Below are 16,078 nucleotides of genomic sequence, written 5' to 3'. Positions count from 1 at the left end.
CATAATAATTCGCATATTTTTATTCTTTACTCTCTAACTAAAACTTTTAAATCAGATTAAAATCAAAAAATACCCTATTACATTGTTAAAGTCCAGTTAGACAAAAGCATTTGATTCGCGGTTTTACCTTTGTTTGGCAAATATTTTTTTACGTACTTAGGTAGACTAAATACAATACTGAAAAGACTTTATCCTTTTTTATAACAATTTACTAAATGAAAAAATAATTATTACTGAATCTTCATTATGTTTCTTCATATGTAAAAATAATGTAAAGCTATAATTATGATTTGCTTAAATAATTAAGTAGGTTGGTGTAAAAAGTTATCATTGGAATAATGCAGGAGGCTGCAAAAAAGAGGATTTTAGCCTCGTTCATCTTTTTTTAGATAGTTATCTTTAATTTGTGCTTTCCTACTATGCCGACTCAGTGAAACCCTCATCAGATGGGTTTTATGTCACTACAGATAAAGCATATATGAAGCTAAAATTTTGCACATGGACTTAACATATGTATCAATGTGACGTAAGATACCAATAAAATCTTCAGTTTTTTCTTGCAGCGAACACCTACTCAAGCTCTTTGGCTACAAGCCAAGACTTGCAGCAAGCAAATCCAATGTTAATTTTTTATGGTGATGCTACCGTGCCCAATCCCTCAATTTTTAATAGTTCAAGATTAGAACCGTTCAAAATACAATGTTACAGGCACAAAAAAATTGGCTCTCCGTCAGGAGATAAAAATGTCTATAACCTAGATATGATAAGACTTACAAAGATGAAGCTTTGTTGATATTATTTCCAGTTATTAGAATTTATTTTCATTAATCTGTGACCAATTGTCTAGAAATGCCCATCAAACTGACCAATAACCACAATATTTAATATGTAAAGTTTTGTAACAATAATCAAATATTTGATGCATTTTATTATAAGTTATGGTTGTAAGTTTTGTTAATCAGTAATTATGCGTAAATAAAGAGAGAACTTCTAAGCAAGGCTAAATTAGTCTAGCTAAACATGCTACAGTGATTTAGGAAGGAATATCATTATTATTGTTTTATAGAAGTGCAACTCTGCAATGGAACTGTAGTAATTCAGTTCAATTATTACGCAACTTAAAAATCCTAATATTTATACCTGACCTACTTGATTATTAAGGTTAGGAATTTTATTCAACTATTAAGTTGACTCGCCAACAAATTTTTGGCATCAAAGCTCAAAATTTCCAGACTAAACTGGATTTTACCCTGCAACAAAAGCTAAATATCTGGGTAGTAACCGCACTCAAACCGACCCTACAAAATGCTTTTGCTTAAGAACTTAAAGTTATTCCAAACAAAATGGTTAATAGTAGACTACAAAGCCCAAGTTTCTTTGAAAGAAAAATGTGAGATACTCTACTTGTATTATATAAATTTCCATCAAATAACTACATTAAGTGTTCCTAACTATGAGTAATCAAAGCATTACAACAAATAAATTCAGTGAGGTGCCTTTGGATCTACGTGCATCTGCATTTGTCCGGGTACGCAAGGGTTCGTGGTGGTTGAGATTAACAACGCTGTTTTTAGTAGACTATACTCTTTTATCCTTAGCTTGGGTTTTAGCTGGATATCAATCTTCTTATGGGCATTTTACTTGGTATATACCGAGTCATTATTTACCGATTTTAATAACTATTGGGATTCAAATAGGATCACTAGCTGTCCAAGGTATTTATCGAGAAGGTCAAAAACGTTATGACTATTTCAATATCATCAAATCACTAACTTTTGCTCATGGATTAATACTTCTTGTTTGTTCTTTGTATAAACCAGTTGTTGATATTACACGCCCAAGATTAATTTTATTATCTTGGGTACTAAGTATATTATTTATTTGTATTGGTAGATATGCTGTAAATATTACTCTTGAATATCTGCGTAAACAGAAAAAAATAGTTCGCTCTTCTGTATTCATTATTTGTGATCCTCAAGATCATGAACAGATTGCTAGTTTTATAAAAAAAGAAAAACATTACATCGTATCTGGAACGGCGAATGCTAATTCATTAGACAGATATCAACGTCAGCAAACCTTGAATCAACTTAATCAATTAGCTGTAACAGAAGTTTTTATATCTTGGGATGCTCTAAAAAACAGAATGTTTTTATGCTGGTTATTTCAAGCATCTGGCATCCAAGTGCATATTTTGCCAATGGAATTAAAACCGATTTATAAGAATGTAGAATTTAATAGAATAGGAGGAATGCCTTGTCTAAGCTTGGATTGTCCGATAATTACAGGTAAAGATTTTTGGATAAAGCGCAGTTGTGATTTTTGCTTTGCAGCTTTATTTGTAATGTTATCATTCCCTATTTATATAACTATAGCTATAGCTATCAAACTGGACTCTCCCGGCACAATATTTTACAGGCAAACCCGTATAGGTTTACATGGGCAACAGTTTAAAGTGTGGAAATTCAGAACTATGAAGTCTGATGCAGAAAAATTACAGAAAGAATTAGAAGCATTAAATGAAGCGAAAGATGGGATTATCTTTAAAATTAAAGACGATCCTCGCATTACCCGTGTTGGAAAATTTCTTCGTCGTTACAGCTTAGACGAATTACCTCAACTTTTTAATGTTATCTTTGGAGAAATGAGTATAGTAGGACCTCGCCCTTTACCTACTAGAGATGTTGATAAGTTTTCTGAACATCATTTTATCCGACATGAAGTTTTACCTGGTATTACAGGTCTTTGGCAAGTCTCAGGTCGCTCGGATATTTTAGATTTTGAACAAGTGATTAATCTTGATCTTAGCTATATTGAAAATTGGTCGCTTGGGTTAGACTTTGAAATTCTGCTCAAAACAGTTATGGTAGTTTTGAAAAAAGAAGGTGCTTACTAAGGAAGAACAAGGCCAGGTATGTATATAACAGCTAGAAAGATTTCTAACTATATATATCTCAAAAAGTCAAGTTATGACATATGGTTTTGAGATAATTAACCTGCGTGAAGTAGTTATTAGTAATACATTGATAAGCTTGGGAGGTGTTGCATTAGTTTCGCAATATAAGTTAATTGATGCAGCTTTCATGGTATTATTAATGACTATTCTTGGTTTTAGCCAGTTTATTTATTTCACCATATTCGCCTATTTTAATTAAACTTATGGCGAATTATGATCAGACCCTTAATGATACTTGTATTCGTCTTATTACAAAAAATTAGCTTAGATTTTATGTTCACTCTAATTATTGCAATTTGTGCCATGGTTTATTTGTGAGCTATCTAGGTATTCGTGCGTTTAGTGGGTTTCATAAAAATTTTAAGAGTTTAATAAATTGTTTAATAAAAAATCCTGCTAGTAATGCATCTAAATTTGTTGATTAAAGAAATAATTTAAATGAGAATATAATTTTAATTATGATTAAGGTTGCTCTATTACATTTTGGCTTTGAAGACTACACTATCGAATTAGCAAACAGTTTGGTTAAATATGTTGATTTAACGCTAATTCATCCAGAAAAAATCTCAGATGTCTGTACTAAGGTTCTTGATTCCAATATCCGCGTCGTTAGCTTTAAAAAACCACGGATTCGTGACCCGCGCAACCTATTGTCTATGGGCAGTATGATACATATTATCAAAAACATACAGCCAGATATTTTACATGTGCAAGAAACTAACGATCCTTGGTACGATTGGACTTTGTTACTCAACAAAATGCCACCATTAGTGACAACTTTCCACGATATATTCCGTCACCCAGGGGATAACAGCACTGCATTTGGTTCCGAGTATACCAGACGTATTGGCTTCTACCGTTCCCAACAATTGATTGTCCATACTAATCAACTAAAAAAGATTCTAATTGAGCAATTTCGTATACCTCAAGAGCGAGTCAATGTTTTACCTCATGGGGAACTTGGTAGTTTGTATCAGCGTCGAAGTAGTCAAAACATTCAAGTCCGTGAGCCATGTACCTTGCTATTTTTTGGACGGATCTTGCCCTATAAGGGATTGAAATATTTGCTTGAAGCTATGCCCTTAATTGCTGAATGTATACCTGAAGTCAAGCTGATTATTGCTGGAAAGGGAGAAAATATAAGGCAGTATTTCCCTAATGGTTATGATGAGAAACGCTACAAGATTATCAATGACTTTATCCCACTTGAAGAAGTAGGTAATCTATTTAAACGCAGCACGGCAACAGTTCTGCCATATATCGAAGCGTCTCAAAGTGGTGTGGCAGCTTTGTCTTATGGAATGGGAACGCTGGTGGTAGCTTCTGAGGTGGGGGGATTAAGTGAGATAGTTCAGCATAAAAAAGATGGGTTATTAGTTCCACCCCGTGACGTTTCAGCTCTAGCTGATGCTATCATTTGTTTGCTAAAGGATCGCAACTTGCAACAAGGTATGCAAACAGCGGCACTAGCTCGCTCTCAGGAAGATTTAAATTGGTCAAATATTGCTGGTCAAACTGTAGAAGTTTATCAAAAAACCATAAAAATGAGGCATTAATACAATTGTACTCATTATGGCATTTAACGAAAATAATAATTACAAATCTAATAAACAAAGTATTTCTCACAATCAACTTAGACTACCAACTAGGAATCCCTGACTTGCTTAATCTGTTTTCTATATGTATACATAATCAGAAAAAATGAGGAAATTTTTAATTTCTGCCGAACAAATACTTACAGTAACTTGCTTGATAATCTACTCAGGAAATCCGCTAATCTCTCTTCTGACGGATGGCTTTACCGTAAAAGACACTGATAAAATTATATTTAGATTATTTTATACTTTTACATATATAGTTAGCCTTTCGTTAATTGCTTTACGCTGGAAGAAGGTTACTTATGTTTTTAGCAGAGATAAGTTTATTTGGGCATTGATTGGAGTTTGTGCATTTTCTAGTTTTTGGTCTTCAGATCCAGACACTACTGTACGTCGTTTTTTTGCTCTGGCAGCAACAACTATCTTTGGACTTTATTTAGCTTCACGCTACACCTTAAAGGAGCAACTGAAGTTATGTGCATACATGTTTGGCTTCTCAGCAGTAATGTGCTTCTTATTTGTTATATTTCTACCACAATATAGTCTTGGAAACGATGTTGATGGAGCTGGTTGGCAAGGAATATACCCAAGCAAGAATGTTCTTGGCGAGACATTTGTAGTGAGTGCAGCAATATTTTTCTTCCAAGCCATGACTAATCAAGAAAATCGCTGGGTTTCATGGCTTGGCTATGTTACTTCTGGAGTACTTATATTCTTCTCAAAATCAACAACATCTATAGTTAATTTTATAATCATTACAGCAGCTGTTGTTATATATTATCGAATTTTACATTTAAAGTATAAAGTAATGATACCTATTTTGACCTTCATATCGACTATTGCCATAGCTTTTTATACCTGGTTTGTATCAGAAGCGGATACAATTTTAGGATCAGTAGGTAAGAACACAACACTTACTGGACGTTCAGAAATATGGTCTGCTGTATTGGAAATGATTGCGAAAAAACCGTTACTAGGATATGGCTATGGAGCATTCTGGATAGAGAATAATAGTGAGTCTACTCTTGTTCAACAAACGATACAATGGAATGCTCCTAATTCTCACAATGGTTTTCTGGATCTCTGGCTACAGTTGGGTTTACTAGGATTCTCGGTTTTCTTAATTGGGTTCGTTATTAATTTATTAAAAGCAATATATTTAATCCGATGGAATCAAACATCTGAAAGCTTATGGCTTTTAGTCTATTTTACCGTTATTATTCTTACAAATCTTGCTGAAACTACATTCTTAGAACAAAATAGTCTGCAATGGATACTTTATGTATCAGCAATATTATCAAACAAACTTTCTACACGCGCAAATCTGTAAAAATAGAATCAATAGACTTTCCCGGTTTTAAGAAAAGGCTTGGCAGCGCTTTGAATCTGGGAAAATAAATCAAACGATAACTTGTCATTCTTTCGTTGATACATTAATCAAAAATAGACCAAATTATTAAAAAATTACAGCTTATGTGTCGAACTAATACTCTCAAGATTATCATGCTAGGTCCTAGTTTACTCCAGCAGGGTGGTATTTCTGGTTACGAGAAACTTTTTTTGGCGTATGCTCCTTCGGAAGTCAAAATATTTCATATTATTACTCATGAGGAAGGATCTATAGCACTCAAAATCATGGTTTTTTTGAAAGCTATATGGAAATTTTTATGGATGTTAATAAAGGAAGAAGTTGATATTGTTCAAATTCAAATTTCACAGCGTGGCAGTGTTTTCCGACAAGCAATTATGATACTTTTAGCTTGGGGATTTCACAAACCGATAATTTTACATGCTCATGGTAGTCAATTTCATCTTTTCTACGCTGGACTCGCAAAATGGGTTCAGAAATTACTAAGTTGGGTATTTGGTAAGTGTCAACGCTTAATTGTATTATCTGAAAGCTGGAAAAGCTTCTACACAGAAAACCTTGGTCTGAAACCTGAACAAGTTGTAGTTTTTTACAATCCAGTAAAAATTCCTGCTGAAGTTCCAGACCGTTCAGTTTCTAAAAAAGTGAACTTACTTTTTTTAGGGCGAATCGGTCAACGGAAAGGAGCATTTGATTTGATCAAAGCTTTTTCTTTTTTGCCTACTGAATATCAAGCCAGATCAAGTATGATTATGGCAGGAGATGGAGATATAGAACAAGCACGTAATTTAGTTACGACTTTAAATCTAGAAAATTATATACAATTGCCTGGCTGGATAGGGTCAGATGAACGTGATATTCTTTTAACTAAAGCAAATGTTTTTGTGTTGCCCTCTTACAACGAAGGTCTTCCATTAGCAATGCTGGAAGCAATGGCTTGGGAGCTACCAGTCATAGTTACACCAGTAGGAGGCATACCTGAAATAGTTACTCAATCGGAAAATGGATTAATCGTTAATTCAGGTAATGTTGAGCAGTTATCAGATGCTATAAAGTCTTTAATTGGAAATGAGGCTTTGAGGCTTTCTCTAGGTTCTAAAGCGAGAACAAGTGTTTTTGCTCTTGATATCAAAAATCACTGGGTTTCTTTTCTTGATTTATATCGTTCACTATTAAATTCAAATGATCATAATGTGAGTGTAAACAACTAGCAATTGCACGACTGAAAGCTATAAGGATGCAGATATGCAGGTTATTGAGTCCAGTTTCGCCAGGTATGACTAAAATTTCCCCAAAAAAGGCAGATTTTAGAATTGACAAGTCAGTCTTTTACTAAACTCATTAAGAATTGAGATTATGGCATTACCTAGAAAAGTACTAATTATCGTTGAAAATCTGCCAGTTCCCTTTGATCGGCGGGTATGGATGGAAGCAACTACTTTGCAAAAAGCTGGATATGAAGTTACTGTAATTTCACCCACAGGTAATGGTTTTGAAAAAGACTACGAGGTTATTGAGCAGATTCACGTCTACCGTCATCCTCTACCACCAGAAGAAAGTTCTGTCATTGGGTATCTTCGAGAGTATAGTTGGGCAATTAACTGGCAATTCCGTCTAGCTCAACGGGTATGGCAAGAGCGTGGTTTTGATGTCATCCACATTTGTAATCCGCCGGATTTACTTTTTTTAGTAGCAGGATGGTTTAAATTATTTTATGGCACATGGGTTATCTTCGATCATCATGACCTCAGTCCAGAGATGTATGAAGCTAAGTATCAACGGCGGGATATTTTTTATCATGGATTACGCTGGGCTGAACGCTTGACCTATGCCACAGCAGATATAGTAATTTCAACGAACGAATCGCACAGAGAGGTAGCTCTTACCCGAGGGCACAAGAAACCAGAGAAAATCTTTGTAGTTCGTAGTGCACCCGACCTTTCCCGTTTTTGCCGAATGTCTCCAAATCTCAATTACCGTAGAGGTAAGAACTACTTGATAGGGTACATGGGAGTTATGGGTGAACCAGAGGGAATTGATTATCTCCTGAGAATGGTATATTACATTGTCCGCAAAAAAAATCGCCAAGATATTCACTTTATGTTAATTGGTAGTGGACCAGCAGCCGAAAAACTTAAAGTTTTATCTAAAGAGCTAGAAGTGAATGAGTTTGTAGAATTTACAGGGTTTAAGCAAGGGGAGGAACTTTTAGAGCGGCTTTCTAGTTGCGACGTGTGTGTAGAACCCTCTCCAACATCTGCTTATAACGAAAACTGCACCATGAATAAAATCCTCGAATACATGGCAATGGGAAAAGCAATTGTCCAGTTTGATTTGCGAGAGGGTAGACGTTCTGCACAGGAAGCATCTCTTTATGCCAAGCCTAATAATGAGGTGGAATTTGCCGATAAAATTCTAGAGCTTCTAGATTCTCCTGAACGTAGAGAAAAGATAGGAGCCGAGGGGCGACGCAGAATGGAGAAGATCCTTGAGTGGCAATATCAAGCTCCGAAACTGTTAGAGGCTTATGATAAAATATGGCAAAGCTAGTAGTTAGTTTAAATTCAGGAATCACTATTAAGTGAGTCTGAGTAATGGTAAATATTTATGGTTAAAATCGCAAACTGACTAGACAGTGAAGTTTTTACTGGCCTGAGTAACTTTGGACAGCATGAGTGATTTGACAAGGGGGAGAACCATATAAATAATCTTCGAGGAAAAAAATCAATCCCTTGATAATCGAGAAATAAATTTTAATCATAATGGCTAATGGCAAAAAAACTTTAAGTGAATGTGGTGTGGCTAAAGGGTTGATTTATGATGCGGCAGAGAGTTATGAGACCTTTAACTCGCCTCAAATCTAGAATTTCCCAAGTTTTTTGCTGATTAGCATCGGATCAACACTATGGCACTATGGTGCCAAAATCGGAACTAAATTTATAACTTAGATAGTCTATACTATTGTCATATTGTCAAACCGTATCTGTTCAGTCTTTCTTGTCAATTGCAGTGGTTTGTGCATTGTCTAAGTCAATTTTTAGTTTCTTGCTTAATATCTGTACTTTGGAAGATTTATGTTGGAAAAATCTATGGAATCTAGAGAATCTATTGATTTAGACCTTAGTCGTTACTTATTGATCTTGAAACGATGGTGGCTACCTGCTACTGCAATATTTGCAGCTACAGTTATGCTCAGTGCTATAGCTACACAATTTATGAAGCCATCCTATGAAGCTGAAGGAAAGCTGTTATTTAGAATTCCTTCTTTTAAAGTAGTAGGATCTAATCTTTTGCCTAGCAACGGTGAAGGAGGAGATCCAGGAGATTTAAAATCCTTACTAGCAACTCAAAATCCTATAAATACTCAAATTGAAGTTATTTCTTCACCTACTTTATTGCAGCAAGTAATAGACAAACTACGACTTAAGGACCAAAAAGGTAAACCTCTGGAAGTAGAAAAACTACGAAAATCTGTGGTCATGAAAATTGTTGGCGGCACAGATGTATTGCGAATTAGCTATACCAGCCGTGACCCTGAACAATCAGCGGCAGTGGTCAACACAATCATGAAGCTTTATTTAGAAAATGATATTCTGACAAATCGCTCTGAGGCAGGAGCAACTCGTCAATTTATTGCCAGGCAGCTTCCTAAAACTCAAGAGGCTGTTAATAATGCAGAAGTAGCACTACGTATATTTAAACAGAAGCATCAGATAGCAGATCTATCAGAGGAAACAAAGTCAGCCGTTACGACTATTGGAAATCTAGACAATGAGATGGATACTGTTAAGGCTCAACTGGATGAGGTAAACGCCCAAAACAGTGAACTGCGCCAAAAAGTAGAGCTAAATTCTCAGCAAGCGATCGCTGTCAGTGCCCTAAGTCAGTCACCTGCAATCCAGGGAATTCTTACACAACTTCAAGAAACCGACCAACAGCTAGCGATTGAGCGTAGCCGTTTCCTAGATGACAACCCCGTAATTGTTAACTTAGTAGCAAAAAAAGCTAGCTTAAAATCTCTCCTGCAACAGCAAATTGGTCAGACTGTTGGCAATCAAACACAAATTCCGCAGAACCTATTGCAGATTGGAGAACTCAGACAAAACCTGATCGAAAATTTTCTCCAGTCAGAAATACAGCGCTTTGGCTTAATTAAAAGACTTTCCTCTCTAAATAATTCCCGTTCTACCTACGAACAGCGAGTGAAAATCATACCCCAATTAGCACAAAATCAGGGAGAGTTACAACGGAAAGTTGATGTTGCAGAATCCACATATCAAACTCTATTGAAAAAGGTTCAAGAATTACAGTTAGTTGAGAATACAAATACAGCCAGTTCGCGGATTATTGCTCAGGCTTCAGTTCCCAATAAACCAGTAGAAGGCAAAAAAGTTGTGGTTTTAGTGCTAGGAGTGATGTTCGGTTTATTTTTGGCCACTACAACCGTTCTCTTTCTAGGAATGAGAGATAGATCTCTGAAAACACTTAAGGAAGTCAGAGATGTATTTGGATATACTTTGCTGGGAATTATTCCTTTGTCTGTTAAAAAAATTCGTTCCTCAAATTCAGAATCAACAGTTCAAACAATTGCCGTCAGAGATACGCCCCACTCTTTAACGAGCGAAATGTACAGGATGATTCAAGCCAATCTGAAATTCCTGAGTTCAGATAAAGTGCTCAAAACTATCGTGGTAACTAGCGCAGTTCCTAAAGAAGGCAAGTCTACAGTTTCAGCTAATTTGGCAGCAGCGATCGCTCAACTAGGACGTAAAGTTTTACTAATTGATGCAGATATGCGAGTTCCTTCTCAGCATCATCTCTGGCAACTAACCAATGCAGTTGGTTTGAGCGAGGTTCTTGTAGGTCAGGCTGAATTTGACATTACTGTATCTAAGGTAATGGATAATCTTGATGTCTTAACTGCTGGAGTTAGACCTCCCAACCCACTTGCTTTGCTTGACTCAAAACGGATGGCATCATTAATTGAAAATTTCTCATCTCAAAATAACTATGATTTTGTAATTATTGATGCTCCTCCCCTCCTTTTAGCAGCCGATGCTTTGACTTTAAGCCAAATGACTGATGGGATTTTGTTAGTAGCTAGACCTGGGGTAATTGATTCTAATAGTGCTAACGCTGCTCAAGAGATATTAGAGAGATCCAATTACAACGTCTTGGGTTTAGTTGTAAATGGAATCATTGATAAAAATGATTCTAGTATTTATTTATATCATGAGCATGAATATTTTAAACCAAGGGAGTTGACAAAAGAACTTAAGGGACTTGCAAAAAAGTAAAATCTCCAAAGTTTAGGGGCTACCAAAAGAGATATCAATAAACCATTGACTATAGCGGGAAGTGCTGTATTTATGCTACGTCATTAAAATCAAGGTTTTATATTAGGTTCGGAATGTGGGTTACAACAACGGGTTGTAGACAAAAACTTTCTAGAAATCAGGATTTTGCCATACAACCCTATGCCATACTACTATTTACCCAATACCTTTGCCAAAAACAAAAGTAAGTTTAACTTTTACCGAAACGACCCAAGGTAAGTGTGTGCTTGAGTGTTAAGCAAAACATAGAGTTGGACTGCATGCAGATACCACAGTAAAAATTCCTTCCACAAAAACCATACAGGGTTTTATTGTATCAGTTTTTACTTGATGGCAACAGCACGCATCATCCAGTTTTGTTTTATGTCAATCCTCGTAAATTGGCAAAGGTCATTGTTCACTAATACCGCATTTCGTATGCCCCTCTATCGGAGGCTGGACCATACACACGAGGGTTGCCTAGAGCATCAGTTTTTAAATTATTCCACTTAAAACCTTTATTGATTGCCGGACTCCCCCGTTTCAGTCTAAAGTCACCAATCGAGGGATTAATAAACTGTGGATCTGCCATAATATCATTAGGCCCGACAGCAATTTGACTAGAACCATTGTTGTTGTAGAGGTTATAGTTAAAAGTACTGTTGGGACTTTGATTTATTGAGCTTATTGGTCTGTTACGCGCAGAATAAAGGATGTTATTGAAAACTTTGATATCACCTGAATAATTACTCATGATTTGCCCGTAATTAATTACTGGAGTCTGGTTATTCAGATAAGCTGTGTTGTGAACAATATCTACATGTTCGCTTTCATAAGAATGAATGCCGGAACCACCATTTTTATATGAGATATTGTTTGCAATCAAAGTACGTCCTTTATACCCAAACCTTCTGTTACTATCAACAATAATGCCATTACCGTCTTGAATCCTATTGTTGCGATACCAGGGAATTAACATTTGATTGTTATAGACCTTGTTTCTGGTCACAAATATCTTGTAATCTCGGCTGTTGTCATAATTCCGAGAGGTGACCACCCCAATGCCACTACAGGCGTAGACTGAGTACCAAGCATTATTAAACACCTCGTTATTATCCAGTGTCACATAGTCCGATTCCATCGATCCAATACCTCCACCTCCACAATCGTGTACCTTGTTATTAAGAATACGTATATGGTGGGTGAGACGATTTTTTCCATCTATGGAAATGCAGTTTCCATTCGTCAGCGGGTTTGATGTGTTTTTCTTCTGATTTTGAGCATAACTAAGGGTTATATTGCTATTATTCCCTACAACCTCCAGCCCGTTTACCTCAATATATGACGCTCCATTGGAAATCATAACTCCATGCCATCCATTGCTCTGAAGTTTCGGCCGATGTCCAGGATATGCTTTATACGTAATCCATGCATTTGCCTTTCCAGAGCGTTTAATATCTAGTACCGTTCCCACTTTGCTTGTATTTTTGTATACTCCGTTCATAATGAGTACTGTATCCCCAGGGTCAGTCAGGTTTGCTGCCCTTTCAAGTGTCCTAAACGCGGATGAGGTAGAGAGTCCGCTATTTCTGTCGTTTCCGTTACCACTAACATAGTATGTTGTCTTAGTTGAAATAGCACTGATCAGCTTGCGGCTTGGTAGTGGGATTTCCTGATCAGTGAATGACTGACGAACATCTTTAGCTAAAGACTCTGTTATTCTCTCTCCTGCAGCCAGACCTGTTAATGCCCAGGGAAGTACAAGAGATGCGCTCAAACTGAGAAAGCCGAAACCATGAATCATCATAGGGAAAAATAGGTATGTTGCAAAAACTGAATTGTCAACGGTCAGTAGCTCTAGCCTTAGTAAATAACTCAATATTGGATCTGGTTGTGTAACTGCCGTTTGTTAAGTTTATACATGGTTTATTAGGTTACCACCTGGGAATTTCCACGTAAATACGGCTGAAAAGCCTTTTTAGCTCGTTTTCCAAAAACTGGCACATATCTGGTAAAAGTACTGAAGAAAAATTATCAGTATCCAGAGATACCCAATAAATGGACACGAAGCAACTGTACAAATGCCATCATTTCCAATTCGACATCATTGTACTGTGTATACGCGGTATCTTTGGTTAAGATAGTATATCTGTCATCAATCAGTTAATTTACTTAAATAATTCTTATGATAATAATAATCAAAGAATTATTAGAATAAAGACAGAGACTAGAATTATCGCCTTTGTCTTTTAAAAGATTCTCATTATCATAAAAAATTAGAGTAACTAAAACAAAGTTTGGAATAGCTTATCAATGGCATATTAATAATTTTCAGTGATGATTTTAGGTCTACAGGATTTGTAAATGAGTAATAGTACCTAAAACTATCCACATTTGAGGATATAAAATACAATTTTTGAGTAAGCGATCCGAAAGGCAAGCCAGTTCTGTACTCTAATCTTGTCTTCTTTTATGGTCGAGGCGGCGCGTAGCTTGCTTGTCTGTAGGAGTACGAGAACAGCTATTCTCAGTAAACCAAAAGCTTTTTCTTTGGAATAAAAGATGCTTTGTGTAGCTTGCTTCTCTACAAGAGTACGGCTCTATCGTTTATTCTTACCCTCAAAAGGCAGTACAAGAGTTAATTTAATAGTCCCATTATGAATAAGAAAGTTATTTTTTATAGCAATCAAAATTAAATCTTGAGAAAATACGCTCATTGATTCTGTATTCAGAATCAATGAGCGTGGGGGATTCAGACCCACTACTACGAAAGTTGACCACAAAACAAGAAAATTTGGTGGCGGACTTAACCCGTTTATTCATCCAGCCTTCTTCTGGCGGAGACGTTAACGCCTGCCGTAGGATGCCCGAACGAAAGAGCGTCTCCTTGCAGGGCTGTAGGGAGAAGACCGCGCTGCCTCACCAGTCGCACAGAATTCAATTTTGAATTCTGGCTCCTGACTCTTGACTCCTGAATTCTTTCTTGTTAAAAGTACGTAGTTATAAACTTTTCAGCTTTTTCCTCTTTTCTCAATGATTAAGTAGGGTTATATTAACTCTTGACTATTAAGCTTTGACTCATAAATAGTGTAATTTGGGGGACGCAGTGGGTTGACCAACGCCCCCAATTCACATCTGTATTTTAAACTAAAGTCCGATCAAATTCAAAAGACTAAAGATAACACCTAGAGGCCCAGTTATAGTGCTTATAGTATCGCCAGTCTTAGCTGAACCAGATCGGTTGACTACCACAACATCATTATTACGGAGTATAGGATTAGTTTGCTCATTAATCCCAGCTGAGAAATCCACTTTTACTATGCGTTTAGTGACAGAACCATTAGGGTTAAGGCGAATCAAATCAACAGCCTTACTACTAGCTCTGGCATCATTAAATCCGCCAGCAGCGAGTATAGCTTGATTTAAAGAGCTATTCGGCTGAACGTCTGTTAAGCCTGGTTTTTTAACTTCGCCTACTACACCAACTTGAATGCGTGTAGGAGACAGAGTAGTGGTAGCTAATTGAGTAGCTTCTGCGGGGTTGATTTCAGTAGCCGTCGGAATAACAATTGTATCTCCGTCTTGCACAATAATGTCTTGATTAGCGTCACCACTCTGCAATAATTGCCAAAGATTAATATCTATAGCTTGTTCTGAGCCGGATCGTGTAGGTCGGCGTAGCCTGAGATTACGAACATCAGCCTGTGCTGTAATTCCCCCAGCTAGTTGAATTACCCGCGTCACATTTGGTAGACCAGCGGGATTGGCAGTGCCACTGTTAACGTTGTTAGGGGTTGCGTTCCCCTGGGCATCTGTGTTACCTGGGGTGACAAGATAGGAACCGGGACGGTTAACTTCACCAATAATTGTTACTGTGCGGGGTGTGGTTTGGCTAGCGGCAAAGTTGGATGCAAACAGATTGCGGGATTCTGCTACGTTGAAGTTGGTTGCTGTTGGGACAACTATGGTGTCTCCATCTCGCAAGGTAACATCCTGTGATAATCTGCCTGTTTGAATGAGTTCCTTCAAATTGACACTGACGGTTTGCTCTGAGGAGCGTCCTATTTTACGCCGTAATTGAACTTGAGTCACATCCGCAGCCAGGGTTACCCCCTGTGCTGTTGTCAATGCAGTTAATACAGTGGGGTATTGTACGCCTGGATTATCTCCCGCGCCTCCGCTCAAGCTGAGAGTGTAAGCTCCTGGACGTGTCACCTCTCCAGCAACGAAAACATTGATGGGACGAGGCGATAACAAATTGATTGAGATTAAGGGACGTTTGAGGAAGCGAGCATATCTTCTAGCAATTTCGTCAGCAGCCTGTTCAGTTGTTAGACCGAGGACTGACACACTGCCAATTAAAGGTAGGTTGATTGCTCCACCTGGGGGAATTTGGTATTCACCTGTATATTCAGGTACTTCAAATACATTTACACGGATGCGATCGCCGCCTCCTAATGAATAATTAGTATCTATTTGTGTTTGTGTAGTTGGTGATAATGGTTGTCCCTGAGCTAGACTGATACATGGCACAGCGGCATTGACAGCAGTTAACAAAGCCACACCCACAACTGGCTGAGTTAGGAATTTAAACAAACTTCTGTTAAGCATATTTATTTGAGACTCTGAAACTACGATCAATAATGTACTGTCTAAACATTTTTATTTGGACTATACCTAAGTATTCAAGTTCCCCGACACTCTTATTTTCCTCGAAAAGTGTGATTTTCCGGAGGAAATTTGTTGATTGAATTTGAATTTTTAGTGAAGTTAATTTAAAGTTAACCCTGCTTGATGGATATAGCAATTTTAAACACCCAAAATTTCCTGTTTGGCAATA

8 protein-coding genes are annotated in these 16,078 nt (G+C 37.0%); 6 read left to right on the top strand and 2 right to left on the bottom strand.

Features of this window, described 5'->3' with window-relative positions:
- Positions 1 to 1,453: 1,453 nt before the first annotated feature.
- The 6 genes from V7K35_RS10800 to V7K35_RS10775 all read left to right on the top strand — a co-directional run bounded on the left by V7K35_RS10800 (position 1,454) and on the right by V7K35_RS10775 (position 11,220).
- Positions 1,454 to 2,896 (top strand): sugar transferase, encoded by a 1,443-nt coding sequence (locus V7K35_RS10800; RefSeq protein ID WP_335078770.1) that lies wholly within the window; start codon positions 1,454 to 1,456, stop codon positions 2,894 to 2,896.
- A gap of 518 nt (positions 2,897 to 3,414) precedes the next feature.
- Positions 3,415 to 4,512, top strand: coding sequence for a glycosyltransferase family 4 protein (locus V7K35_RS10795; protein ID WP_335078768.1), 1,098 nt, complete (start codon positions 3,415 to 3,417; stop codon positions 4,510 to 4,512).
- Positions 4,513 to 4,657: 145 nt separating this feature from the next.
- Entirely contained in the window at positions 4,658 to 5,884 is a 1,227-nt protein-coding gene (locus tag V7K35_RS10790; RefSeq protein WP_335078766.1) for an O-antigen ligase family protein, read from the top strand.
- Positions 5,885 to 6,057: 173 nt separating this feature from the next.
- Positions 6,058 to 7,134 carry a glycosyltransferase family 4 protein gene (locus V7K35_RS10785; protein WP_335078764.1) on the top strand — a complete coding sequence of 359 codons (1,077 nt, stop codon included), beginning with the start codon at positions 6,058 to 6,060 and terminating at the stop codon, positions 7,132 to 7,134.
- A gap of 145 nt (positions 7,135 to 7,279) precedes the next feature.
- Positions 7,280 to 8,473, top strand: coding sequence for a glycosyltransferase family 4 protein (locus tag V7K35_RS10780; protein ID WP_334793400.1), 1,194 nt, complete (start codon positions 7,280 to 7,282; stop codon positions 8,471 to 8,473).
- Positions 8,474 to 9,012: 539 nt separating this feature from the next.
- Positions 9,013 to 11,220, top strand: a complete 2,208-nt coding sequence (locus tag V7K35_RS10775) for a GumC family protein (RefSeq protein WP_335078763.1) — start codon at positions 9,013 to 9,015, stop codon at positions 11,218 to 11,220.
- Positions 11,221 to 11,659: 439 nt separating this feature from the next.
- Here the strand turns inward: V7K35_RS10775 and V7K35_RS10770 are convergent, their stop codons facing one another.
- Positions 11,660 to 13,045 (bottom strand): right-handed parallel beta-helix repeat-containing protein, encoded by a 1,386-nt coding sequence (locus V7K35_RS10770; RefSeq protein ID WP_335078761.1) that lies wholly within the window; start codon positions 13,043 to 13,045, stop codon positions 11,660 to 11,662.
- 1,340 nt (positions 13,046 to 14,385) lie between these two features.
- On the bottom strand, positions 14,386 to 15,849 hold the full coding sequence (locus V7K35_RS10765) for an SLBB domain-containing protein (RefSeq protein ID WP_335078759.1): 1,464 nt from the start codon (positions 15,847 to 15,849) through the stop codon (positions 14,386 to 14,388).
- Positions 15,850 to 16,078 lie beyond the last annotated feature (229 nt).

This window comes from Nostoc sp. (genome assembly GCF_036917275.1).
Classification (GTDB): domain Bacteria; phylum Cyanobacteriota; class Cyanobacteriia; order Cyanobacteriales; family Nostocaceae; genus Nostoc.
The sequence above is the reverse complement of the archived record's forward strand: the minus strand, read 5'-3'. Positions and strand labels throughout refer to the sequence as shown.